This window comes from Aristaeella hokkaidonensis (assembly GCF_018128945.1).
Taxonomy (GTDB): domain Bacteria; phylum Bacillota; class Clostridia; order Christensenellales; family Aristaeellaceae; genus Aristaeella; species Aristaeella hokkaidonensis.
Genome location: NZ_CP068393.1, coordinates 2,250,055 through 2,276,319, shown reverse-complemented (window position 1 = coordinate 2,276,319; position 26,265 = coordinate 2,250,055). Strand labels below are relative to the sequence as shown.

Here is a 26,265-nt window from a genome sequence, read left to right as displayed (position 1 = left end):
GATCCTGCTTGCATTCTTTGTCCTGTATGATACAACATACACGGTATGTTCTGACCTATTGTAAACCAAATCAAACAAAAAGGAAATAATTTTTAACCGCCAAAAGCAAATTTTGTCCCATTATTAAACGGAAAAAGCGTTGTAGGCATATCTTCTTCCTGTTATAAATATAGGGTAACGATTCGGAAACAGAATAAGGCAAACAAAAGAGCGTTTTTCAAAAACAGACATAAGCGAAACGATTCGCGGAAGGATGTGAAATGATGTCCAAGAAAACCAGGTCCTATGTGGAATTCCTGTATATCCTTCCGTTTCTGATCCTGGCAGCCCTGATGTTTTATTACCCGCTGTATGGTTGGATTTATGCTTTCCATGACTATATGCCGCCCAAGCCCATCTCCGCGGAAACCTTTGTGGGCCTGAAGTGGTTCAAGTATATTGCTGACAATCCGGTCCGCCTGGCGGACGTGGGCCGCGTGCTGGTGAATACCTTCGCGATGAGCGGCCTTTCCCTGGCCTTCAGCTGGTTCCCGATGATCTTCGCGGTGTTCCTTAATGAAATCCGCTGCAAGCCCTACAAGAAATTCGTCCAGACAGTGACCACCCTGCCGAACTTCATTTCCTGGGTTCTGGTGTTCTCGGTGGCGTTTAACGTGTTGAGCTCCACCGGCGCGGTCAACTCGGTGCTGGTATCGCTGGGCCTGATCGATAAGCCGATCGCCTTCCTCAGCTCCAAAGAGAACGTCTGGTTCAAGATGTGGCTGTGGCTGACGTGGAAGAATGCCGGCTGGGCTGCCATCATGTACCTGGCTGCGATCTCCGCCATCGACGAGCAGATGATCGAGGCGGCCAAGGTGGACGGCGCGACCCGGATGCAGATCATCTGGCGGATCACGATCCCCTGCCTGCTGCCGACCTATTTCGTCATCGTTATGCTGAACCTGGCGAACTTCCTGTCCAACGGCATGGAGCAGTACTTCGTCTTCATGAACAACTTCAATAAGAAGTCCATCGAAGTGCTGGATCTGTATGTGTATAACATTGCCACCACCGGGCGCGGCAATTATCCGCTGTCCACGGCCATCAGCATGCTCAAGAGCATCGTGAGCGTGGCCCTGCTCTTCATCACGAATACCGTTTCCCGCCTCGTCCGCGGGCAAGGGTTCGTGTGATCGGAAAGGAGGGACAGCAGATGACAACCAAAGCCGAATTCATCCGGAAGAAGCACGTGAATCCCATGGATCGCCAGAGCGTGGGCGACAAGTTTATCAGCGTGATCACGTATATCGTATACGCGTTCTTCGCCTTTGTCTGTGCTTATCCGTTTTACTACATCATTATTAACTCCATCAGCGCAAACAACCTTTCCGAACGCGGCAAGGTTCTCTTCTGGCCGATGCAGGTTCACTTCAAGAACTACGAGCGCATGGCCAATATTCCCGGTCTGCTGGACGCGGCCAAGATCTCGGTTCTGCGTACGGTGATCGGTACAATCCTGACGGTGATAATCGCGGCCTTCCTGGGCTACATGTTTACCCGGGATACCATGTGGAAACGGAAACTGTGGTTCCGTTTTGTGGCGGTAACGATGTACTTCAATGCCGGTATCATTCCGTGGGTACTGTGCATGCGTAATCTGGGGCTGAACAACAACTTCTGGGGCTATATCTTCCCCATGATCATCCAGCCCTTCTATATCATCCTGTGCAAGACATATTGTGAGTCAGTTCCCCGGGAACTGCAGGAGGCTGCCGAAATAGACGGAGCCGGCACGCTGAGGGTATTTTTCCAGATCATGCTGCCGGTCATCAAACCAATCCTTGCGACCATCGCCATATTTGCGGCGGTGAACCAGTGGAACGCTTTCCAGGACAACCTGCTGCTGATGACGAACCGCCGGGACCTGGATACCCTTCAGTACAAGCTGTACCAGTACATTACGCAGGCGAACAGCCTGAAGGCGCTGATCAGCAATACGACCAACTCCAGCGCAATTCTTGCGGGCCTGCAGACCGCCGCAACGGCGACTGCAATCCGTATGTCAGTTACAGTAGTTGTTGTGCTTCCCGTTATGATGATTTACCCCTTCTTCCAGCGGTACTTCACTAAGGGGATTATGATAGGCGCCGTAAAGGGATGAACCTCTTTTGACTGCCGGTGGCAGAAATATCAAAAGAGGTGAATTCAACCGAAACGAGCGAGCTGCCCAGTGGGCAGTCGCGACGATTGAGGTTGCGGGAGATGACTTTTACAGGCACCAATCAAATTCACAATTCACAATTCATAATTCATAATTATTGTTAGTTACCTTACTCAAAGCATAGATTTCTAAGCAAGATCTTTCATTCGGGATGAACTCGCCATCATCATTCACAATTCAATCCATATGCGGATAAGTATCTCAATTATGAATTATGAATTGTGAATTATGAATTCGGAATAAAGACCAGTGGGTCTTTATTATAAAAGAAGGAGGGGAGCGAGGGAAGCGGTGCCCCAGTGGGGCATTTGCGGAAGCAAAAGCGACCCGAACGAGTCAACCGAAGCAAACAGCGGGCTGCAGCGACAGCAAGGCGGCTGTGCCGACTGAGGTTGCGGACCAAGGAATTATGGCAGCAGTGCCAAAAATTCATAAATTTGAAGGAGGGGAGCGAGGGAAGCGGTGCCGCAGTGCGGCATTTGCGGAAGCAAAAGCGACCCGAACGAGTCAACCGAAACGAGCAATGCGAAGCGCTCCAAGCGAGCAGTGCGACGATTGAGGTTGCGGACCAAGGAATTATGGCAGCACTGCCAAAAATTCATATATTAGAAGGAGGTCACTACTATGAAACGGTTTCTGTCTGTTCTGCTGACGCTTGCCATGCTTCTGAGCCTGGTGTCCATCAGCGCGGTGGCTGAGGAGTCCGAACTCCTGACCATCGACTTCTACGATGATGCAGCTAACTACAACGGCATCCAGTCCGGCTGGTTCGCCAAAGTGGTTAAGGACAAGTTCAATATTGAACTGAACATCATCGCTTCCCAGGTGGTTGGCAACACGATCTACGCCACCCGCTCTGAGGAAGGCAACCTCGGCGACGTGATCATCGTCGACAAGTCCAAGTTCTCTGAAATCGTTGATGCCGGCCTGGCCAAGGATATCAGTGACAAGATCGTGGACTGCGAAAACATCATGAAGTTCAAGACCCAGATCGACGTGTACAACAAGGGTCTGACCGGTGAAGAAGGCAAGTACTACGGCATCCCCTGCGAAATGACCGATACTTCCCCCAGCACCCTGACTGATGAAGTGATCTACTCCAGCCCGATGCTCCGCTGGGATCTGTACAAAGAGATCGGCGCTCCGAAGCTCGAGACCCTGGACGACCTGCTGGCCGCCCTGGTGAAGATCCATGAAGTGCATCCCCAGAATGAAGACGGTGATCCCGCTTATCCCTTCTCCCTGTGGCCCGACTGGGACGGCAACGACAACATGGTCGGTCCCGCCAACGTCGTGCAGCTGACCACCTGGTACGGCGAGAAGCTGAAGGGCAGCGCCATGCTGAAGCCCGACAACACCTTCTCCAAGCTGTATGAGCGCGAGAATGCCTACTACAAGATCACCAAGTTCCTGAACAAGGCGAATCAGCTGGGTCTGGTGGATCCTGACTCCGGCACCCAGAACTGGGACAATGCCTGCGCCAAGATGTCCTCCGGCCGTGTGGATGTGTTCTGGTACAGCTGGCAGGTTGGTTTCTGGAACAGCGTTGACCGCCAGAAAGCCGGTACCGCTTTCCGCTTCGTCCCCGTTGGCGACATGAACTTCTATGCTGACGCTGACCGTTACTACGGTTCCGACCGTATGATCGGTGTGGGCGCCGGTGTTGAAGGCGAAAAGTATGACCGCATCATGGCCTTCCTCGACTGGTACGCCAGCCCCGAAGGAGCCACCATCCAGCACACCGGTCTGAAGGACTTCAACTACACCGTGAACGAAGACGGCACCTTCACCGTGCTGAACGACAACGCCCTGATGGACAACCTGACCGTGCCGGATGAATACGGCGGCGGCGGATACAACGACGGTTACAACGCCATCAACCAGTGGATCGTTTCCTCCATCTGCGTCAACCCCCTGACCGGCGAGCGCTATGCTTCCAAGTTCTGGAACTCCTACAAGCAGCAGACCATGACCGAAATGAAGAAGGAATGGTCCGAACTGTTTGACGCCGCTGACGACGTTGACTGGATGAAGAAGAACGGCAAGCTGCTGGCCAGCCCCAGCGTTGACTTCACGCCCATTGCGGACAACAACGACATGATCGCCCTGCGTTCCCAGATCAACAGCACCCTGTGCGAGTACACCTGGAACCTGATCATGACCTGCGCGACGGATGAAGAATTCGAAGCGATGTGGGACGAAATGATCGAACAGCTGAACGGCTTCGGCTACGAAGAACTGTTCGAGTATGACTGCGGCGTGTGGCAGCCCGAAGTGGATGCCAAGATCGCTGCTGCCGCTGCTGCGCAGTAATTTTCTCCCAAACGGTATCAACACATTGTGACCCATACGGGGGTGCTCCTTCGGGGGCACCCCCTTTTCCTTGATTGTCAAAAAACAGCACAGTGCAGAACAAAAAGTGGAAAGGTGGAAACATCCGCTTCGTGGTATAGTAAGTGAACAAAAGAGAATCATCATACCGCCAAAGGAGAATAACATGAAAACGGATCTTTCCGCCCTTCTGCCGGATGGCAGCACCTATGAATTCTGGGAAACAGAGCCTGTCTGGGATCGGGAACTGTTTGTGGACGGCTCCAGCCCTGCCGCCTCGGATGAAAACGACGGCAGCGAGGCACATCCCTTCCGGACGATTAACCGGGCCGCGCAGGCAGCAACACCGGGCACCCGGGTGTGGATCCATGCGGGCCTGTACAGGGAATGCGTGAAGCCTGCCATGGGCGGCACGGATCCCGGCCATATGATTTCCTATGAAGCCTTCGGTGACGGCGACGTGGTCATCAGCGCGTCGGAGGAAGTGAAAGACTTTATCCCCAGCGAGGGCTGGATGCTGAACCGGGGACGGGGAGCCGTGCAGCCGGAGGGAGTCTGCGTCTGGGAATATGACCTGGATCCGGACCTGTTCCGGGGATACAACCCCTTCTGCGCGGTGAATATCCTGCATGACCGGCTGTTCATCGAGTATGACAAGACCGACATGACTACCTATCTGAACCGGCGGGGCTGCGTCTTCTGCGACGGCAAGCCGCTGAAGCAGGTGCCGCTGTACGGCGGCATGGCGCAGGAAGACAATACATACTGGGTGGAGGCCAACGGCCAGAAGGTTCACTTCCGCCTGGAGTATGACGAGGACCCGAAGGATCACCGGATTGAGGTGACCGTGCGGGAACAGTGCTTCGCGCCGGATAAACCTTTCCTGAACTATATCCGGGTCAAAGACCTGGTCTGTGAACACGCGGCCACCGGCGCACCGGTGCCGCAGCGCGGGGCAATCTCCGCATATCGTGGCCATCACTGGATCATTGAGGGCTGCACGGTTTACTGGACCAACGGTGTGGCCATTGACGTGGGCAACGAGTGCTGGCACCACACCCACCGGCCGGATGAAGTGATCGGCTACAGCGTGATCCGGAACTGCACCATCCAGGACGCGGGCGTCTGCGGTATTGCGGGAATGTTCGCGGAGCGGATGCTGATTGAAGGGAACGTGATCGAGGGCACCGGCTGGCAGAAGATGGAGCTGAGCTGGGAAGCCGGAGCCATCAAGCTGCATAACAGCGTCAACGGCCTGATCCGGAACAACGTTTTCCGGGATACCTTCCGGGCGGATCACCTGTGGCTGGACTGCGGCAACGAGAACAACCGGATTACCGGAAACCTGTTCCTGAACGGCATTGAACAGCGGGAAGCGATCTTTATCGAGTGCACCCGGGAAGGCATTAACCTGATCGACCACAACGTGATCTGGAATGTGGAAGGCCGGTTTGACCCGGCCAAGGTGCCGGTGGAACCCGGCTCCTCCGGCTGGTATAAGCTCCGGGAAAACGAGGCCGTCAATGGCTACGGGATCTACGGGGAAGGAACGGACCGGCTGCATGTGAGCCATAACCTGATCGGCCTGTGCCGTCACAGCGGATATTACCTCAAGCCCGTGCCCTTCCGGATGTTCGGTCTGGAGCGGGGCGGCACTTCCAGGGACGCAAAGATCCGGAACAACATCTTCTACGCCTGCGGAGAGGCGGCCATCGACTTCCCCACAAAGGACAACGAGGCGGAGGGCAACCTGTATGTAAAGATGCAGGGCGGTTACCTGCGGGTGATGTATCCGGAACCGGAGAACTGCCTGAACCTGCCGGCCTGGCAGGAGTTCTTCGGCTTTGACCTGGAGGGCCAGAACGCCTGGTTCGACATTGACCTGGATGAGGAAACGGGAGAAGCGGTCTTCCGCCCGGCGGAGCAGGGCCCCTTTGCCTTCGGGAAACAGATTGAGCGGCTGAAGATGATTATGGATCCCGGAAAGGTCCGGAAAGTTTCCGCGGATAAGGATTTACCATGGACACAGGAAGAACAGGTGCTGCCGGGGCCGTGGAAAGCCTGGAAGATGTCGAAAGGAAAATGAAATGCTGCCTTCGGCAGCGTGAAATAAATCAGCTTTGCTGATTTGTGAAATATTGACTTTCAGTCAATATGAAATATTCGACTTCGTCGAATGTGATAGATACTTATCACTTTTTCATGGAGGGTTGCTGTTATGCTTAGACAGGTAAGAACCGAAAACGGCCTCGTTCGGGGCATTGAAGCGGCGGATCCGCGGATCACGGCATTCAAGGGAATTCCTTTTGCCGCGCCGCCGACGGGCAAGAACCGCTGGCGGGCTCCGCAGCCCTGCGAAAGCTGGGCGGGCGTACGGGACTGCTCCCGCTTTGCGCCTATCTCCATGCAGTGGATTCCGGGCCTGGGAGACGATATCTACTGCCGGGAATGGCATGTGGATCCGGAAATCCCCATGGGCGAGGACTGCCTTTACCTGAACGTCTGGACAAAGGCGAAGAAGGCGGATGAAAAGATGCCGGTGCTGGTCTGGTTCTTCGGCGGCGGCCTCCAGTGCGGCTATCCCGCGGAGATGGAGTTTGACGGGGAACGCATTGCCCGCCGGGGCATCGTTGTGGTGACCGTCAACTACCGGGTCGGCGCCCTGGGTTTCCTGACCCATCCGCAGATCAGCCGGGAACAGCCGGAAGCACCGGCAAACTTCGGCAACCTGGACCAGCAGGCGGGCCTGCGCTGGGTGCAGCGGAATATCGCGGCTTTCGGCGGGGATCCGGGACGGGTGACCATTGCCGGCCAGTCCGCGGGCGGTGGCAGCGTCATGAGCCAGCTGGCCTGCCCGGCCAACAAGGGCCTGTTCTCCGGCGCGGTGGTTATGAGCGCCATGATCTTTGATCCCTATCTCCGGCGGGAAGTGGGCCGTCCGGAAACCCTGAAGCAGGCGGAGAAAAAGGGTGAGGATTTCTTCGATTTCCTGAAGGTGAAGAGCCTGGAGGAAGCCCGCGCCGTTGACGCGGTGACCCTGCAGCGCAGTTATGAAAAATACATGGAGGGTCATACGCCCTTCTTTACCGTGCAGGACGACCTGTTCTGCGTGGGAGATCCCATCGCGCTGTACAGCCGCGGGGAGTGCGTGGATGCTGTCATGATGGCCGGCAACACCTCGGACGAATTCCTCAACACGATTGACGCGAAGGATCAGGAGATCCTGAAGGAAGAAGCCGGAAAGCTCTTCGGGAACAAGACGGAGGCCTTCCTTGCTTTCCCGGAGGCATCCGAATACGTTCAGGGCCAGGGCTATGCCCCGGTCAGCGGCATCGAGTGCACGGTCAAGGGTGTACTCAGTAAAACCGCCCGCGCCGGAAAGAAGGGATACTGCTACTGCTTCGATCCGGATATGCCGGGCTGGGACAATCCCGGTACTTTCCATTCCTCTGACCTTTGGTTCTGGTTTGAAACCCTGGCCAAATGCTGGCGCCCCTTTACCGGCCGTCACTACGACCTGGCACGGCAGATGTGTGATTACTTCTGTAATTTTATCAAGACCGGTGATCCGAACGGAAAGGATCTCTGCGGGTTTGCCCTGCCCAGGTGGGAAGCCTGGTCGGAGGAAGCACCCTGCACCATGCGGTTTGAGAAGGACAGGGCCCGGGCTTCTGATAAGCCGCTGACGCCCTTTAAGCAGTTCCTGTCTGATAAGATCATGGAACGGATTGAGACGTTATAACAGAGTGATACCCCAAAGAACGTAAATGTTTGCACGGGGGTATCCAAACAGCCTGAATGAGTCATGCTGCCGGAAGGTTCCTTCGCATCGCGGAGGGAATTTCCGGCAGCGTTTTTATTTGTGCCGGACAGAAGGTTTTTTGTCATTTTTCGTCGAATTATTACTTGAAAGTTACATGAGATAAACGCAAAAATCACATGTAACAATCTTTTAAGAAATCTGCAAAAGTCCCTTTATACTTGCCGTTGACAGGAATATGTCCGGTCGCTATATTACATATAACCCAGTGAGATTTTACCGGCCATGCCGCAATAAATGATGCATCCCGCGACACGACCGTATACCTGCGGAAGACTTTCGTAAGGTTACGAAGGAGTGAATGCCGATATGAACGCTAAAGGAAGGATCCGTCTCCTGTGCCTTCTGCTGTGCCTGGCAGTGCTGATGCCCTGTGTGTCCGCTCTGTCAGAAACGACGAAGGTCACGGGCTACCTGCTCCGCCTCCGGGAGGAGGCTTCCACGGATGGCAAGGTGATCGACGCTTATCCCCGGGGCACCAAGGTGACCATCCTGAAAAAGGGTGATACCTGGACCAAGGTCAGCGTCAAGGGCAACACAGGCTACATGATGACCTGCTATCTGGCTTACAGTAAAGACAAACCGGAGGAGGAAAAGAGCGAAGATTCAAGCCGGAAATCTTCCTCAAAGACTTCTTCTGCATCTTCTTCCAAGTCTTCTTCAGGATCTTCTTCATCTGCTTCCTCCAAAGCAAATAAGAATGAGAAGTCTTCCTCCTCCGGCTCCACTATGTACATTGAGAAGGGCGTCTGGGTGAATTTCCGCGAGGCCGCTGACAGCAGCAGTGCGATTATTGATTCCTACCGCGGAGGGACAAAGGTCACCGTGCTGAAAAAGGGAAAGTACTGGTCCAGGGTGGAAATCAAAGGCGTCGAAGGTTATATCGCGACCGAGTTCCTGACAAGCGAAAAGTAAACGAATTCCAGATGGGTACCTCCACTGTTTGCAAAAGAATGTGCTCCACGACTGCCGCGTGGAGCATGTTCTTTTTAGATAAGGGATTTCTCCACTCCACTTTGTTCCGGTCGAAATGACACACTATGTTCCATATCTGTAGAAGCAGTATCGCGTGATGGTATCGCAGGTTGAAAACAAACTTAATTATGAATTGTGAATTATGAATTGTGAATTGCGAGACAAAAAAGACTTTTCAGCCTTTTTTATCTCGCCCTCAGCAGCGCGAAGCTCCAGTCATACAAGGCCGGGTGTTTGAGGCAGCGGTCGTCCCGGTGCGTTTCGCTGCCCAGGTCGATCAGGAATTCCAGGGCGTCCGCCCGTTTCTCGGGATCCGCAATCTTTTCAAAAGCGGCATAGTATTCGGGACTCCAGCCCTGGTCTGAAACCAGGCTGTAAATGCCGGTGTTTTCCGGGTCATTGTTGAAACGGGCAACCTGGCTGTCCGCTACCAGCCGGTCCACATTGACCCAGTTCAGGGCGACCCAGCTGGCCAGGATGACCGCGGCCAGCAGGGGACAGATCTTCAACCCGGGCCGGATGGATTTGACAATGACAGCCAGCAGGGCCAGCAGGATGACGCCGATGCCCCACACGGTCACCACCCGCAGGGTGGACAGGCCGAAGGCGCCGATATACAGGTGCATGCGGAGATATGCGGAGACGTCGATGATGATGGTCAGCGCCGCGGTCAGGCCGCAGAGGATACGGATGCCTGTGTTTTCGCGGAACAAGGTCAGGGCGGGCAGGATCAGGCACAGGGTCAGCAGGGCCACCAGCACCAGCTGGAAAAAGCCGCTGCGGGCATAGGCCGCGTAGCCGCCGCTCATCCGGACGCTTTCCGTTCCGGCGAAAAGATAGCGGATCTGCACATAACCGAACAGTGCGTATACCAGCACCAGGGAACCCAGTACCATTAAGAACATGGTGGGATTGCCGGCACGGGTGGTAACCGGGCGGATTGCTCCGGGAGCCTGCAGCAGGCTGAAATGGTGGGAGAACAGGAGGAGGGTCAGGATCAGGGCCAGGAACAGGCGGAAAACAAACAGGAAATCAACTTGCCGTATCTTTTCCGCGACGCTGTCCAGCATGCCGGAGAATACCTGGTCCGCGGAACTGAGGAGGATGGCCGCCAGGGCCATTGTGCAGATCGCGGCCAGGATACCGGGCAGAAGGTAGCCGTTATGCTGTGTGCGCCGGGTGACGGCGGTGAAAGGGACGCTCCTGCAGCGGAACAGGCTCTTCAGGTATCGCCGGAAGCCTTCCCATAACCCCTGGCCGGACAGGGCGGAGGCGGTGTTCTGTCCGGTCAGCGCAAAGAGGGCCTGGGCAGTGATCAGCAGCAGGACCGGCAGGTTCAGCCGCCGCAGGGTCGTATTGGCGAAGACTCCATAGACGGCGCTGAGCAGCAGGGAAAGGACCAGCAGGAAGAGCCCGTCCCGGCGGAGCGTCAGCCGGCCCCGGGCTTTGGCAGCAGCCAGGACAGTGCCTGTCAGGACCCAGTGGCTGATTGTCAGGCCGATACCGGGCCCGGGACAGACGGAGCCCGTCCAGCTGTGGGCAAAGCAGTACAGCAGTGCCGCCAGGAAGGACAGTACCAGAAGGATAACGCCGGCGCGGTCCATCTTGATTTCGTCCTGCGCGGCAGGGAGCGGCTTATTGTTTTCAGTCAGAACATTTTCAGTTAATTCACTCATTGTTTTCCTCCTCGTCTTCATTCCGCGGAAACGAAGCGTAGCCTGATGAGGCTGTAATTTGACGGATCAGTGAGATTATCCGGGTCCAGCGGCCATGTTATCATGATGTCGGCTTCCGGTTCGCAGAGCAGGATGGTCAGACAGGCAGTCAGATCCTTCGGAAAGCCTTCCGGTTCCAGTTCGATCGTTTCGGGTTCCAATATAATGCCCAATTGTTCAAGGATATCCACGATGAAGGAGTGATCATAGGTTCCGGTGGAATTCCAGGTAAAGCGGCATTCAGTGGTTTCGCCGGGATCGGCCTGCGGTACGGTTATTCCGCCGTTGATCTGCTTTAAGTTTTTCAATGCTTCAAAACCATCCATGTCAGTCAACATCGCTTCTGTCATATCAGCTGTCATGATACAGGAACGTTGACCGGTGGCATTAAAAGACAGCGGAACGGTGACAGAGTCCCCTTCCACAGTGATGGATCCCATCCGGATAGTCAGGTGTTCGTTTTCATATACGATCTTATCCGCCGGAGCCTGCTTTTCTTCGGATTCCGCCTGCGCAAACGAAGCAGTGCAGAACAGTATGCAGACCGCAAGGATCAATACGATTGTTTTTTTCAGCATCGGGTTATGCCTCCTCGTCAGTAGCCTTTTACCGGGTCCTTTCGGGCGGAGTATAACACGATGAGTATTTATATGTCAATAAAAATATATCGTAATACAATAAAACATTACCGCAAAGCGGAAATGTTTTATCAATTCATAATTCACAATTATATATACTGACAACAGGTGAAAATAAACCAATGTGTGTTATGTCCAGAGCGAAAAAGGCTGTCATTCCGAACGGAGGCATAGCCGGAGTTGAGGAATCCCTTACTATGATTATATCAAGGGATATCCGCAACCTCAAAGGTCGTGACTCTCCACTGGAGAGCTCACTCCCTTTCGGTTGACCTTACCTCTGACGGAATTTCAGCCACTGGCTGCCCTCAGAGGTTCGCCCTCGACTTCACTTCGTTCCGCTCGGGATGACAGCTGGCAAGACAACGCACTGAATAAAAACAGCGCTTCGGTCGTGTAAACCAAAGCGCGATTATTCGGGTAGAAAGCAGTAATAATTCTGAATTCTGAATTCTTAATTCTGAATTGATAGATAGGCGACGACTGAGATTGCGGGGCGAGCGACGACTGCTGATGGGGGGTTATTATTTCTGTACTTCTTCAATGAGTTCAAGTACTCGCTGTGTTCCGTCTGCTGGAGGGGAGCGAGGGAAACGGCAGCCCAGTGGGCTGTCCGCTGAAAGCGGAAGTGACCCGAACGAGTCAATCGAAGCAAGCAGCGGGTTGAAGCGTCAGCAAGGCCCGCTGCGACGACTGAGATTGCGGGGCGAGCGACGACTGCTGATGGGGGTTATTATTTCTGTACTTCTTCAATCAACTCGAGAACACGTTTCGTTCCATCCGCAGGAGGGGAGCGAGGGAAACGGCAGCCCAGTGGGCTGTCCGCTGAATGCGGAAGTGACCCGGAGTCCTCTCGTGCGCGGTGCGCGAGGCGGGAATTCCGCCCGCGGTGCGCGCGCGAATCCAAATCGAAGCAAGCAGCGGGTTGAAGCGTCAGCAAGGCCCGCTGCGACGACTGAGATTGCGGGGCGAGCGACGACTGCTGATGGGGGTTATTATTTCTGTACTTCTTCAATCAACTCGAGAACACGTTTCGTTCCATCAGCAGGAGGAGCGTTCCGCAGCGCCTCGGTCAGTTCATCCCTTTCCGCCCATGTTTCCCGGATTTCCTTCACCATGGTTTCCGGGGTCATGTTTTCCTGCAGGAGCACCCGGCACAGGCCGCGCTTCTCCAGGCTCTTCGCGTTCAGGATCTGGTCGCCGCGGCTGGCTCCCTTGGGATAGGGAATCAGCAGCATCGGACGGCCCAGGGCCTGGAATTCACACAGGGCGTTGGCGCCGGCACGGCTCAGCACCAGGTCGGTACAGGCCAGCACGTCCGGCAGGTCCGCGTCCAGGAACTCAATCTGCTTATATCCGGGGGTGCCTTCCAGCTCCGCGTCCAGGTTGCCCTTGCCGCAGATATGAGCTACGTCAAAGTCGAGGGTCAGTTCGGGAATCGCCTTGCGCAGGCAGGCGTTCACGCTCTGGGCGCCGGAGGAACCGCCCATCATCAGCAGGACAGGTTTCTGTCCGTCAAAACCCAGCAGGGAAAGGCCTTTTTCCTTATCGCCGTGGAACAGTTCCGGGCGCAGGGGAGTGCCGGTCATTTCCGCTTTAGCACCCAGGGCTTCCGCACATTCCGGGAAGGTGGTGGCAAAGCGGGTGGCGAAAGGCTTGCACAGCTTGTTGGCCAGGCCGGGGGTCAGGTCGCTTTCATGGCAGAGGACCGGGATCCGGTGCAGCCAGGCACCGAAAACCACCGGCACCGCGACGAAGCCGCCCTTGGAGAACACCACGTCCGGTTTGATTTTTCCCATCAGCCGGGCGGACTGGAAAGCGCCCGCGATGACCCGGAAGGGATCGGTAAAGTTTTTCCAGTCATGATAACGGCGGAGCTTTCCGCTCTTGACCGCGTGGTAGGTGATGCCTTCCACGGCGCGCATCTTCGGCGCTTCCATGCCGTTTTCCGTGCCGATATAGTGGATTTCATACCCGGCTTCCTTCAGCCTGGGGATCAGTGCCAGATGGGGGGTGACATGACCCAGGGTTCCGCCGCCGGTTAAAACGATTTTTTTCAAAATAACACTCCAAACTATATTTGGAATTCTGAATCCGGAATTCAGGATTCCAAATTAATTCATAATTATATAGTGTGAATTCCATATGGGAATAACGCAATTATATATCATTCAGCCATTGGAAGCAAATTTCTCCCCGCAGACAGAAACTGAAACAGGGAGCTTCCAGTCAGGCGTGTGGGGTATCCTTTTTTTCTTTGCGTTGAGGCTGGGGAGAGCAGGAACGTGACAGAGGGACAATGGCGTCATATGGATGACGTCAAATGCAGAATTAAGATTGCAGAATGCGGAATGATATACTCGACGTGAAAACGGAACGTGACAGAAGGGACAGACCAAGCGTCACGGTCAACGACTGTGACACTTGGTCTGTCCCACTGTCACATTCCGCCAGGCGTGATGGATATTTTACTTTACAGGCGTTCTGACTGGTTGAAAGTATATATCATTATGAATTGTGAATTATGAATTGTGAATTATCCAAAAATCAAGCGTCCTGCGGTCAGCTTGATTTTTGGAAATTTGTGTGGCATGATAACGACAGATAACAACCGGAGAAGGAAATCATGGAGAAGAAGAATATCACCATCTATGATATCGCGAAGGAAGCCCAGGTCAGTCCGGCTACTGTATCCAGGATTCTGACCGGTACCGCTTCTGTGCGCGAGGAAAAACGCAAAAGAGTGATGGAAGTGATCCGCAAATATGACTTCCATCCGAATGCGTATGCCCGTGCGCTGACAGAAAACAGAAACCGGACCATTGCCGTGATTGTGGCCCACAGCGACAACTCCTATTACAGCAGCGTGTTTGCCGCCTGCGAAAGCGAGGCCCATAAGCGGGGCTATGTGACCCTGCTGATGGATACCACCTCCCGGCCGGAGAAAGAAATCTCCGTGCTGAACCGCATCCGGGAGCTGCGCCCTGAAGCGGTGATCCTCTGCGGCGGACGCATTGACCTGGAGGAACAGGATCCTGCCTTCACCGTCCTGCTGCGGAAGACGCTGGGCTATACCCGGATTGTGGTGGGCGCACGGAGCCCCATGCCGGAAATCCCGGGCATCTTCGTGGATCACCGGGCCTCTGTGGAGATCGGCGTCCGTTACCTGGCCGGACTCGGCCACCGGGAAATCGGCTTTGTTTACGCCGGAGGAGAATACTACGGCACGGTGGAGCGGCTGGACTGCTTCCGCCGGGTGATGGGAGAACTGGGCCTGCCCGTGGATGAAAAGATGCTGATCGGCGTATCGGATTACACCGTACAGGCCGGGCTGGAGGGCGTGGAAACCCTGCTGAAGCTGAAACGGAAGCCCACCGCCCTGCTGGGCATGAACGACCTGGTCAGCGCGGGCATCCTGCAGGGCCTGCTGGCTGCCGGCCTGCATGTGCCGGAGGACATATCCCTGCTGGGTTTCGATGATACCTTTGTCACCGGGATTACCACACCGAAACTGACATCTGTGGGGTATGATTACCAGGCCTTCGGCACCGCCCTGGTGCAGACTGCCCTGGACCCGCAGAATGAGTGGCCGCAGGAGCGGCGCATTCCTGTCTTCATTACGGAGAGGGAATCCTGCGCACCACCGAAAAAGGCATAAAGATGTATAATATGGTAAAAAAGAAATAAGTTCTTGCAATGCGGTCCCGCCTTTGTTATAATGACTTCAGATAAAGATGAATTTAATTTGTTTTTATTGTGAAGGAAAAAGGATTCCGGGACTTTTTTTGGCGGGAGAATTGAAACCGGTTTCATTCTTTTTCTCAGAGAATTGAAACCGGTTTCAGGATCCAGAAACACAGACTGACAGGAACGAAAGAGAAGGAGTGAGTCACTTGCAAAAAGCCGCGCAGCAGAAGGTGATCAATTACCGCAAGCCTTCCGTGGGCCGTACCCTTGTGCAGAACAAGACGCTGATCCTGATGTGCCTTCCGGCCATCCTGTTCTTCCTCGTCTTTTCTTACCTGCCCATGCCCGGCGCTTACATCGCCTTCACGAACTTCCAGTACAACAAGGGCATTTTCGACAGCCCCTTTGTGGGCCTGAAGAACTTCCAGTTCCTCTTCATCTCCGGCCAGCTGGGCCTGCTGCTGAAGAACACGGTGCTGTACAACCTGGCCTTCATCATCTGCGGCAACATCCTGCAGCTGGCATTCGCCATCATGCTGAATGAAGTGGCCTGCAAGGGATACAAGAAGCTGGCGCAGAGCATCATGTTCCTGCCGTACTTCATCTCGGACGTTCTGGTGTCCCTGCTGGTGTACAACATGCTCAACTATGACTACGGCTTCATCTCCCACCTGGTGCGGAGCCTGGGTATGGAGATGCCGAAGATTTACCAGGACGCGGGAGCCTGGCCTTTCCTCATCGTGCTGGTTCACCTGTGGAAGTCCACCGGCTACGGCACCGTGGTTTATTTCGCGGCCATCACCGGCATGGATTCCTCCATGATGGAAGCGGCCCAGATCGACGGCGCCAACGCCTGGCAGCGCATCCGCTACATTACGCTGCCAACCCTGAAGCCTACGGTCATCATCCTGTTCCTCTTCGCCATCGGCGGCATCCTGAAAGGTAACTTCGGACTGTTCTACAACCTGGTAGGCAACAACTCCATGCTGTTCAAGACAACGGACATCATTGAAACCTACGTCTACCGGTCCATGATGAACAGCTTCAACTTCTCCCAGAGCAGCGCCGTCGGCCTGTTCCAGAGTGTGGTCGGATTCTTCATCGTGCTGGGGGCCAACGCCTTCGTGAAGCACCTGGATCCTGACTACGCCCTGTTCTGAGCGGAAAGGAGGAGTGAGCAAAATGACTGAGAAGATTCACGCCGAGCACCTGATGCATACGACCCACATCCGCAAGGATAAGAGCCAGATCATCATCAACGTGCTGACCTACATCCTGGTTACCATCTTCTGTATCGTCTGTATCATGCCTTTCTGGATGATCATCGCGTCTTCCTTCGCGACAGAAGAAAGCATCCGGCGATCCGGTTTCACCCTGTGGCCTTCGGACTTCAGCACCTTCTCCTATGAACTGCTCTTCCGCAGTCCGGACCAGATGATCGGCGCCTACGCCGTGACCATCGGCCTGACGCTGGTAGGTACGCTGATCGGCCTGTTCATTGTTTCCATGACGGGCTACGCCCTGCAGCGGAGGGACTTCCCCTACCGGAACGGGATTATGTTCTATATCTACTTCACGTCCCTGTTCTCCGCGGGCCTGGTACCCTTCTACCTGCTGATGGTTCAGTACCTGAACCTGCGGGACAGCTACTTCGCGATCCTGCTTCCGCTGCTGATGAGTCCCTGGCTGATCGTGCTGATGAAGAACTTCGTGAAGGCCATTCCCCATGAAATTACCGAGTCCGGCAAGATTGACGGCGCGGGAGATTTCCGGATCTTCTACAGCCTGATCCTGCCGAACCTGAAACCGGCCCTGGCTACCATCGGCCTGTTTCTGGCCCTGAGCTACTGGAACGAGTGGTATTACAGCTCTCTGTTCCTGACCACCAAGGTGGAGTACCGGCCCCTGCAGTATCACCTGTACAACGTGATCAACAAGGTAGCCAGCCTGAAGAACTCCATCGCCGGCTCCAACGTGGTCATTACCGACCTTCCCGGCGAGACCCTGAAGATGGCCACCGCCGTGATCGCCACCGGCCCCATCATCCTGCTGTATCCCTTCGTACAGAAGTACTTCGTGGCAGGACTTACTGTGGGAGCAGTAAAAGGCTGAGCGAAGAGGTCGACGAAAGGGAGGATGATAATTCACAATTCATAATTCATAATTACAGTTACTGAAACTGTCGGAACTGCTGATTATGAGATGTGGATTGAGAAATATGAATTGTGGATGGAACAACAGATGGTTTTGCAGTCAAAAATTATGAATTATGAATTGTGAATTGTGAATTTCTTTGGATTTAAGCCCGGATGGGCTGAATCATATTTACGAAGGAGGATTCCCCATGAAAAAACTTTTTGCGGTTATCCTGACCCTGGCCATGCTGCTCAGCATCGTGCCGGTTGTGGCAGAGTCTGCCATCGACACATCCGAGCACGTGAAGATCGTGTACCTGGTCACCGGCGACAAGCCCACCAACCGGACCGACGAAGTGCTGGCAAAGATCAATGAGCTGCTGACTGAAAAGGTCAACGCTGAGCTGGAGTTCCGCTGGATCGAATGGACCGACTGGCAGACCCAGTACAACCTGGCCCTGGCCACCCAGAGCGGCGACATCGACCTGATCGGTACCGCCACTGACTGGCTGGATGCATGGCCCAACAGCCAGAAGGGCGCTTTCCTGCCCCTGTCTGAAGACATGCTGAAGACCTACGCCCCTAAGACCTGGGAGAGCGTGTCCGAAGCGCACTGGAACCTGTGCAAGTACAACGGCGAGATCTACCTCATGCCCGAAGACAACTACGCGCAGTGGACCAACCACGGCTTCATGTACCGTGGCGACTGGGCCCGTGAAGCCGGCCTTGAGAACGGAGTGCATTCCTGGGAAGACCTGGGCGTATACTTCAAGTACATCAAGGAAAACAAGCCGGACGTGATTCCGTGGGATGCCAACGGTAACGGATCTTCCTACAGCCCCCAGATGGCCGGCGGCTGGCAGACCTCCCATACCGGCAACATCGCTATCGAAGGCTTCCCGGTAGCTATCTTCTACGGCGAGAGCAAAGAGAATCCCTACACCCTGAGCCGCTACTACCTGGAAGGCGACGAGCTGGTGAACTTCGCCAAGACCATGAAGGAATGGGCGGACGCCGGCTACTGGCGCGCTGACGTGCTCAACTACACCGGCGACGTGGTTACCGAAATGGAAGAAGGCAAAACCGGCGCCCATCAGCATCACACCCAGACCTGGACCGGCGAGCGTACCACCATGGAACGCAAGCAGCCTGGTTCCGACCTCGGCTTCTTCTGGTTCGGCGAAGAGGCTTCCAACCTGATCTCACTGAACATCACCCACGGCGCCATGGCTGTGGCTGCCCAGAGCAAGAATCCGGAACGCGCCCTGATGGTCTATGACCTCATGCGGAACGATCCCGAAATCTATCACCTCATGCAGTACGGCTTCGAAGGCGAAATGTACACCGTGGATGAGAACGGCCTGTTCTCTCGTCCCGATGGCTTCGAAGATTCCGTGGACGGCGTCTCCTTCAACTTCTGGTGGGGCCGCAACGACAACCTGGAATACCGCAATGCCCAGCTTGACTGGGATGCCATCCAGAAGATGTATGACGCCTATGACGCGGTCAAGATCGACTATCCCTACGGACAGTACATCTATGACAACTCCATGGTGGGCGTCTTCATGGACAACCTGAGCAACGTTTACAACACCTATATGCCCCGCATCGTCTTCGGTATGAACGATGATCCGGAAGCGCTGGTGGCTGAATTCCGTCAGGCTCTGCAGGATGCCGGCATCGAAATGGTGATGTCTGAAATCCAGAACCAGCTGGATGCTGTTTACGCCAAGTAATTCATCCGGTTTCGGGGCTGTCCGCGGTGTACACTCCGCCGGGGCCAGCCCCCTTTTTATGCCCGCAGCGCCGCGCGTGAGCGGCCGGGGGTGTCAATCTTTCCAAAGGAGAGACGCGCATGAGAAAGAACATCCGCCTCAGTGAAGGCTGGCGATTCCATCTGGGAGATACCGCAGATGCGTATTATATGGGCTTTGACGACCGGGGATGGCGGCAGGTGACCGTGCCCCATGACTGGGCCGTGGAGCATCCTTTTGATCCCTGCTGGGCCAGCGGCACCGGCTATCTGCCGGGCGGCATCGGCTGGTACCGGGGACATTTCACCCTGGACGCGGAGGACGCTGCCCGCCGGGTACGGATCACCTTTGAAGGCGTATACAAGCGTGCCCGGGTTTGGATCAACAGCAACTACCTGGGCCAGCATGCCTACGGCTATACCAGCTTCTCTTTTGACGTCAGCGAGTTTGTCCGTCCCGGGGAGAATGTGATTGCCGTCCGGGTGGACCACTCGGAAGTGGCTGATTCCCGCTGGTACACCGGTTCCGGCGTGGACCGTCCCGTGACGCTGACGGTGACGGATCCGGTCTGCTTCCGGGAGCACGGCATCTTTGCCGTGACGGAAGCGGACGACGGGGAAGAGGCGGTCATCGGCATCCGGTATGAAACGGAAGGCGCGGACAAGGTGCGCTTTGGCCTGCGGACGCCGGAAGGCATCGCCGCGGAAGGTGAAGCGGAAGGGGAGAACGGCTGCCTGCGGCTGCGGGTGAATACTCCCCGGCGCTGGAGCCCGGAAGATCCGTACCTTTATACCCTGTGCGGCGAAACGGAAAAGAACGGTGTCGTGACAGACCGGGGGGAAATCCCCTTCGGCATCCGCACGGCTGTGTTTGACGCGGACCATGGGTTCTTCCTGAACGGGGAGAACATGAAGCTCCGGGGCGTGTGCGTCCATCATGACGCGGGCTGCCTGGGGGCGGCGGTGCCGGAAAGCGTATGGCGGATCCGCCTGGAAAAACTGAAGGCCATGGGCTGCAATGCCCTGCGCACCGCGCATAACCCGCCGGATCCGGCGCTGCTGGACCTGTGCGACCGGCTGGGCTTCCTGGTGATGGATGAAGCCTTTGACGAGTGGGAAGGCATCAAGAACAAGTGGTGGCAGGGACACAACGTCTATCCGCCCAAGCACTTCGGCTATGCGGAGGATTTTCCCCAGTGGCATGAGGAGGACCTGCGCTCCATGGTGGAGCGGGACCGGAACCACCCTTGCGTGATTCTCTGGAGTATCGGCAACGAAATCGATTATCCCAATGACCCGTATGTGACGCCCCTCTTTAAGGAAGTACTGGGCAACAACGACGCCAACAAGCCCCTGGCGGAGCGCCTCTATGACGACCGGAAACCGGACGCCGGGCGCCTGGCAAAGGTGGCGGCGGAGCTGACGGCGCAGGTGCATGCCCTGGATGACAGTAGGCCGGTGACCAGCGCCCTGAGCTTCCCGGAACTGAGCAACCGCACAGGCTACGCGGACGCCCTGGACATTGCGGGATATAACTACCGGGAGCAGTTCTATGAGGAGGATCACAAGACTTATCCCGGCCGGGTGATCCTGGGCAGTGAAAACAGCCATGATCCGTCCGCCTGGCGGGCCGTGACGGAGCATGAATATATGGCAGGCCAGTTCCTCTGGACCGGCGTGGACTTCCTGGGAGAATGCCCCGGCTGGCCGAAGCGCATCAGCCAGGCCGGCGCCCTGGATCTGCGGGGAAAGGAAAAGCCCCTTTACGCGCAGCACCTGGCGCTGTGGACAAAGGAGCCGATGATCCGCATCGCTGTGGGCCCCGGGGAAGAAGAACATGATTCCGGCGCCTGGGGCGAATGCTTCCGCTGGCAGGGACTGCCCGGAGTGAAAAAACGGGTCTCCTGTTACACCAACGGCAAAACCGCGGAGCTTTTCCTGAACGGGAAGAGCCTGGGCAAAAAAGAATTGACGGAGGAAGACGGCGGCCGGGCAGTATGGCAGGTGCCCTATGAGAACGGCGTCCTGGAAGCCCGGACAGAAGGCGCGGAGGACAAGCTGTCCAGCCCCGGAAAGGCCTGCACCCTGCAGTGGATCCGGCATGAGAGCCGGCCCGGGGAAGACGTGATCCAGCTGGAAGCTGTGCTGCTGGACAAAGACGGTCAGCCCGCGCAGGACGAGGTGATCCGAGTTCAGGTGCTGGGAGACGTGAAGATCCTGGGCATGGAGAACGGCCTCCCGGACGACCTGACGCCCTATACCGAGCGCTTCCGCACCACCGGGGAAGGTACCGTGACGGTTTACCTGCGGAAGGGAAAGGGCGAAGGAAAAGCCCTGGTATACGCCAGAACGGACGGAGGACTGGAAGCAGAATACAGGATGTAAGTTCAATTCAGAATTCTGCGATCGCCGTATTCCGCAATTTCAATGGTCTCAACTCCACACTGTGGAGCTTGCTCCCTTTCAATTGACCTCTGAACCGATGAAACTTCCGCCACTGGCGGTCATCGGTTCTTCGCCCAAAGGTACAATGCACCTTTGACGGCTGCAGCATGGCAACTGTTACCCAAATCAAAGATTTGGACAGATGCTCAACAATTCAGAATTCATAATTGAGATACGTGGAAGCGGTGGAGAGCAGGAACGTGACAGATGGGACAGACCAAGTGTCACAGCCTTTAGCCGTGACGCGTTGGTCTGTCCCACTGTCACATTCCGCCGGGCGCGTCGGATGTTTGGTTTTGGTAGTGGAGGTTTTGAGAGTTGGAAGACTATATCATTATGAATTGTGAATTATGAATTATGAATTGTAATCAAAAAGGGAATCCGGTTTTCCGGATTCCCTTTTTGATTACTTGCTCTTGTGGAACAGCAGTTTTTCGTACCGGTTCTGGTCGCAGCGGCGGACCATAACTTCCAGTTCCTCGTCGCCCATGACCGTGTTGCGGCCCTTGGCGTAGAGATCGTCCACGCGGGCACGCATATTGACGATCAGCGGATCGTTCTTGTCGATGGTGTTGTCGCCGGTCAGGCGGAAGTAGTTGTTCAGCCAGTGGGCGATGGAGGCGGTGCCGCCGCGGCTGTCCACGGCCACGGACGCGGGCCGGTTCAGGAGCTTGGCGGTGTTGAAGATGTTGTAGATTTCCTCGTCCTTCAGCATGCCGTCAGCATGGATACCGGCGCGGGTCACGTTGAAGTGACGGCCGACGAAGGGCTGCCGCGGGCTGATTTCCAGGCCGATCTCCCGCTCCATGTAGTCCGCGATCTCGGTGATGGCGGTCAGGTCCATGCCGCCGTCGTCGCCGCGCAGGCTCTGGTATTCAATCGCCATGGCTTCCAGCGGGCAGTTGCCTGTGCGCTCGCCGATACCCAGCAGGCTGCAGTTGATGCTGCTGCATCCGTGCAGCCAGGCGGTGGCGGCGTTGGAAACCACTTTGTAGAAGTCGTTGTGGCCGTGCCACTCCAGCTGTTCGGAGGGCACTTCGGCATAATGCCGCAGACCGTAGATGATACCCTGCACGCTGCGGGGCAGTGCGGTACCGGGATAGCTGACGCCGTAACCCATGGTGTCGCAGGCGCGGATCTTGATCGGGATACCGCTCTCACGGCTCAGGTCCATCAGGGCGCCGGCGAAGGGCACCACGAAGCCGTAGAAGTCGGCCCGGGTGATATCCTCGAAGTGGCAGCGGGGACGGATGCCGTATTCCAGGGCGGCTTTGACGATGCCCAGGTACTTGTCCATGGCCTGCTTACGGGTCAGGTGCATCTTGTTGAAAATATGATAGTCGCTGCAGGAAACCAGCACGCCTGTTTCGGCGACGCCGGCCTGTTTGACCAGTTCAAAATCCTTTTCATTGGCCCGGATCCAGGTGGTGATCTCCGGGAACTTCAGTCCCGCATCCTGGCACAGGTGCAGCGCCTTCTGGTCATTCTCCGTATAAAGGAAGAACTCGCTCTGGCGCACCATGCCGTTGGGGCCGCCCAGGCGGCTCATGAGCTTGAAGAGGTGCAGGATCTGTTCCGGCGTGAAGGGGCTGACGCTCTGCTGGCCGTCACGGAAGGTGGTGTCGGTCATCCAGATATGATCGGGCATTTGCATGGGAACATGACGGAGGTTGAAGGCAACCTTCGGCACATGGTCGTAGTCATAGATTTCCCTGTACAGGTTCGGCTCCGCAACATCCTGCAGGCTGTAACGGTACTTGGACTGCATCAGCAGGTTCACGGTGTTGTCAAAACTCAGCATACTCGATCACTCCGGTTTCTGTATACAATGCGCTCATTATAGTCTCAAACTATCGGAAACTCAAGCAAAGAACAAAAAGAACACCAAAATGATCAATTTCGGATCAGGATTCGGAATTGATCAAATTCATAATTCACAATTCAGAATTCATAATTATATAGTGCTGCCCTCTGAAAGAATCGATAAATGTCAACAGGGTATTCATGACATGTTTGTTCCGGAACGCAGGGAAAGGTTCACAAAAACAATTATGAATTGTGAATTATGAATTATGAATTACGAACCTGAAGAATCGAATTAATTCAATTCTTCAGGTTCGGGTTCCTTCGGCGTTTTCTCGCCGCTCTCCAGGAAGAGGTAGAACACGGCGATGGAGCAGCTCATATAGACGCTGATGGCCAGGCCGGCCAGCATCTGGAAGACCAGGCCGAGAACGCCACTGAGCATGGAGGAGATCAGCAGCTCCAGCATGTACCACAGGAGGAAGCCGACCAGCAGGAAGAACAGATCCTTCTTCTTATCCTTCATCAGCTCTTTGCTGTGGCGGATGCAGGTGAGGATGCGGGTCTGGGGCTCATCCGCCATGATGTACTCCGACAGGGAGTAACGCAGGGCGGCCATGACGCCGGGAACGGCGATCAGGAGCAGAACCGGCAGGGTCATGTTGTAGCTGCGCTGCAGGGCGGCCAGCTGGACGCTCACGTCCCCGGACTGATAAACAGGCAGCAGCAGGTATACGGATACCGCGATCCCGGGAAGCATCCACAGCAGCACCTTCAGGATGATCAGCAGCTGCAGGCCGATGGCACGGAAGAACTGGTTCATCCGGCACAGCACGGTGCTTACCGGGTCTTCCAGGCCGCGTACGCGGTTCAGCAGCCACCGGTACATGCCCAGGGTCAGGCAGGGGGTGATCAGCCAGGCGAGCAGTTCCAGTCCCCGCATAGTCCAGAAACTGGTACTGCCGAGGATAACGTCAATCTCCTTTAGCAGCTGCTCCTGGGGCAGGAGGCCATCCCGGGAAGCGGACACGAGAACGCTGTTCAGCCGGGGAATCAGGTCATTGCCGGTAAAGGCAGAAAAGCCCTGCATCAACAGCGTGGGCAGGTTCACAATCAGCGCGATCAGCAGCGCCGTCTGCCAGTGGTCCTTCAGCACAGCGCGGGCTTTCATGCGGAATATTCCGGAGGGGTAAAACATTGGAGAATCTCCTTCAAAAAAGCAAAAGGGGATGCCTTGCGGCATCCCCTTCATGCATTGGTCAGTCTTTCAGGGCATTCAGGTCAACCTTGATGCCGGCTTCGTCCACCCACTGAGCCTTGGTGGCTTCGTAGGCGTCGTTCTGCTTCGTTGTCAGCAGGGAGGAGGAAAGGGTTTCCTTTACAGCATCCAGGGCAACGGGGCCTTCGGCCTCATCGCTTTCATAGCGGATGATGTAGTATCCGTAGCTGCCCTTGGTCTTGGGAGAAATGTCGCCGATCTTTTCCAGGGCCATGGCGGCATCCACAAAGGCGGCGTCGAAGTTGGTCATTCCGGTGGCTACGGCGTAGCCCTTCTCGTTATCCTTCATGCCTTCGTCTTCGTTGTTTTCGTCCATGATCTTCTGCCAGTCGGCGCCTTCTTCAGCCAGCTGGGCCAGCACGGCGTCGGCCTTTTCATCGATGTTCGCGAAGGCCTTATCGGTAGCCTCGGTCACAGCCTGGTTGGCGGCCAGCAGGGCCTTGTCAGCATCTTCCAGTTCCTGCTTCGCGGCGGACAGGGTTTCTTCAGCCTTGGCTTTGTCTTCATCGGAGATGCCTTCGGTATCCACGGTGCCCTGGGCAGCGTCAACCTTGGCCTGGGCGGTGGTGACGGCGGTGTTGGCGTCGTTCAGCTTGGTCTTGGCGTCGTCGATCGCGGTCTTGTCTTCATCCTTGAACTTGATGAGGATCTGCTTCACGCGGCGTACACCGGCGGGAGTGTAGTACAGGGTGGAGTTGTTGTTCGCGGCGGAAGCCCAGGTGCCGGCGCTTTCGCTGTAGGTGGATTTGTGGGATTCCACGCGGCTGTCGTACTCGGCCTGGATTTCTTCATCCGTGACCGCAACGTCCTTCACGGCGTATTCCTTCAGCTTGGCGGAAATGGCATCGGTGGTACCCTGGGCGATATACGCGTCGAGAGTGTAGCCGGCGTCTTCAGCCATCTTTGCGGCGGCTTCGGCAAGAGCGGTTTCATCCATTTCGCTTCCGCCTTCAACATAAGCCTTGGCGGATGCGATGACGCTGTCCAGGTTTGCCTGGGCAGTGGTCTTGACAGATTCCAGCTCTTCATCGCTCAGCTGATCCAGTCCCAGTTCCTTGGCCTTGGCGGTCAGAGCCAGGCTTGTTTTCAGGGTATCGACGGCGGAGTTCTTCGCGGCCTCGATGTTCTCGGGATCAGACACGTCGTAGGAATAGCCGAACATGGAATACATGGAGTACTGATCATACAGTTCCTGTTCAGCCTGGGCCAGGACTTCCTTCTTGGTGATCACCTGGTCACCCATCCGGATAATCTCGGTAGCATCATCAACAGCCTGATCCTTTTTGATCAGGGCGCAGCCGCTCAGCAGCAGAATTGCGGCCATCATCAGGGCAAGAAGAGCTTTTTTACGCATAGGAATTCTCTCCGTTCATATCAATATCTTTGGGAACACTTCCAATATTATAGCAAAGGGGATTAGCTCAGGCAAGCAAAATTCAGCTTCGGAACAAAAAAACAGCAAAGAACGGAAATGGTGTCGGCAA

17 protein-coding genes are annotated in these 26,265 nt (G+C 55.6%); 11 read left to right on the top strand and 6 right to left on the bottom strand.

Annotation, left to right across the window (positions count from 1 at the left end):
• Window positions 1–260 precede the first annotated feature (260 nt).
• From JYE49_RS10365 to JYE49_RS10340, 6 genes are all read left to right on the top strand, one after another.
• Entirely contained in the window at window positions 261–1,172 is a 912-nt protein-coding gene (locus tag JYE49_RS10365; protein WP_093957560.1) for an ABC transporter permease subunit, read from the top strand.
• A 20-nt stretch (window positions 1,173–1,192) separates the two neighbouring features.
• Window positions 1,193–2,140, top strand: a complete 948-nt coding sequence (locus tag JYE49_RS10360; protein ID WP_179217351.1) for a carbohydrate ABC transporter permease — start codon at window positions 1,193–1,195, stop codon at window positions 2,138–2,140.
• A 684-nt stretch (window positions 2,141–2,824) separates the two neighbouring features.
• Window positions 2,825–4,513, top strand: coding sequence for an extracellular solute-binding protein (locus tag JYE49_RS10355; protein WP_093957561.1), 1,689 nt, complete (start codon window positions 2,825–2,827; stop codon window positions 4,511–4,513).
• A gap of 184 nt (window positions 4,514–4,697) precedes the next feature.
• Window positions 4,698–6,617: a right-handed parallel beta-helix repeat-containing protein gene (locus JYE49_RS10350; RefSeq protein WP_093957562.1), complete on the top strand. Its 1,920-nt coding sequence runs from the start codon at window positions 4,698–4,700 to the stop codon at window positions 6,615–6,617.
• Window positions 6,618–6,749: 132 nt separating this feature from the next.
• Window positions 6,750–8,273 carry a carboxylesterase/lipase family protein gene (locus JYE49_RS10345; RefSeq protein ID WP_093957563.1) on the top strand — a complete coding sequence of 508 codons (1,524 nt, stop codon included), beginning with the start codon at window positions 6,750–6,752 and terminating at the stop codon, window positions 8,271–8,273.
• A gap of 387 nt (window positions 8,274–8,660) precedes the next feature.
• Window positions 8,661–9,266, top strand: a complete 606-nt coding sequence (locus tag JYE49_RS10340; RefSeq protein WP_093957564.1) for an SH3 domain-containing protein — start codon at window positions 8,661–8,663, stop codon at window positions 9,264–9,266.
• 245 nt (window positions 9,267–9,511) lie between these two features.
• Here JYE49_RS10340 and JYE49_RS10335 read toward each other — a convergent pair whose 3' ends face one another.
• The 3 genes from JYE49_RS10335 to murG all read right to left on the bottom strand — a co-directional run bounded on the left by JYE49_RS10335 (window position 9,512) and on the right by murG (window position 13,739).
• Window positions 9,512–11,002, bottom strand: a complete 1,491-nt coding sequence (locus tag JYE49_RS10335) for a DUF4153 domain-containing protein (protein ID WP_179217352.1) — start codon at window positions 11,000–11,002, stop codon at window positions 9,512–9,514.
• Between the two features lie 17 nt (window positions 11,003–11,019).
• Window positions 11,020–11,619, bottom strand: a complete 600-nt coding sequence (locus JYE49_RS10330; RefSeq protein ID WP_093957566.1) for a hypothetical protein — start codon at window positions 11,617–11,619, stop codon at window positions 11,020–11,022.
• A gap of 1,055 nt (window positions 11,620–12,674) precedes the next feature.
• Window positions 12,675–13,739: an undecaprenyldiphospho-muramoylpentapeptide beta-N-acetylglucosaminyltransferase gene (gene murG, locus JYE49_RS10325; RefSeq protein WP_093958629.1), complete on the bottom strand. Its 1,065-nt coding sequence runs from the start codon at window positions 13,737–13,739 to the stop codon at window positions 12,675–12,677.
• Window positions 13,740–14,305: 566 nt separating this feature from the next.
• Between murG and JYE49_RS10320 the strand changes: the two genes are divergently transcribed.
• The 5 genes from JYE49_RS10320 (at window position 14,306) to JYE49_RS10300 (ending at window position 21,639) form a co-directional block, all read left to right on the top strand.
• Window positions 14,306–15,337 carry a LacI family DNA-binding transcriptional regulator gene (locus JYE49_RS10320; RefSeq protein WP_093958628.1) on the top strand — a complete coding sequence of 344 codons (1,032 nt, stop codon included), beginning with the start codon at window positions 14,306–14,308 and terminating at the stop codon, window positions 15,335–15,337.
• 235 nt (window positions 15,338–15,572) lie between these two features.
• On the top strand, window positions 15,573–16,526 hold the full coding sequence (locus tag JYE49_RS10315; RefSeq protein WP_283399489.1) for an ABC transporter permease: 954 nt from the start codon (window positions 15,573–15,575) through the stop codon (window positions 16,524–16,526).
• Window positions 16,527–16,548: 22 nt separating this feature from the next.
• Entirely contained in the window at window positions 16,549–17,478 is a 930-nt protein-coding gene (locus JYE49_RS10310; protein ID WP_283399488.1) for a carbohydrate ABC transporter permease, read from the top strand.
• Between the two features lie 232 nt (window positions 17,479–17,710).
• On the top strand, window positions 17,711–19,237 hold the full coding sequence (locus tag JYE49_RS10305; RefSeq protein WP_093958627.1) for an extracellular solute-binding protein: 1,527 nt from the start codon (window positions 17,711–17,713) through the stop codon (window positions 19,235–19,237).
• 119 nt (window positions 19,238–19,356) lie between these two features.
• The gene (locus tag JYE49_RS10300) at window positions 19,357–21,639 is read left to right on the top strand and encodes a glycoside hydrolase family 2 TIM barrel-domain containing protein (protein ID WP_093958626.1); all 2,283 of its coding nucleotides are present in this window, start codon (window positions 19,357–19,359) and stop codon (window positions 21,637–21,639) included.
• A 466-nt stretch (window positions 21,640–22,105) separates the two neighbouring features.
• Here JYE49_RS10300 and JYE49_RS10295 read toward each other — a convergent pair whose 3' ends face one another.
• The 3 genes from JYE49_RS10295 to JYE49_RS10285 all read right to left on the bottom strand — a co-directional run bounded on the left by JYE49_RS10295 (window position 22,106) and on the right by JYE49_RS10285 (window position 26,135).
• On the bottom strand, window positions 22,106–23,500 hold the full coding sequence (locus tag JYE49_RS10295) for a hydroxymethylglutaryl-CoA lyase-like TIM-barrel protein (RefSeq protein WP_093958625.1): 1,395 nt from the start codon (window positions 23,498–23,500) through the stop codon (window positions 22,106–22,108).
• Between the two features lie 297 nt (window positions 23,501–23,797).
• Window positions 23,798–24,700, bottom strand: coding sequence for a DUF975 family protein (locus tag JYE49_RS10290; protein WP_179217466.1), 903 nt, complete (start codon window positions 24,698–24,700; stop codon window positions 23,798–23,800).
• A gap of 61 nt (window positions 24,701–24,761) precedes the next feature.
• Window positions 24,762–26,135: a peptidylprolyl isomerase gene (locus JYE49_RS10285; protein ID WP_093958623.1), complete on the bottom strand. Its 1,374-nt coding sequence runs from the start codon at window positions 26,133–26,135 to the stop codon at window positions 24,762–24,764.
• Between the last annotated feature and the right edge of the window lie 130 nt (window positions 26,136–26,265).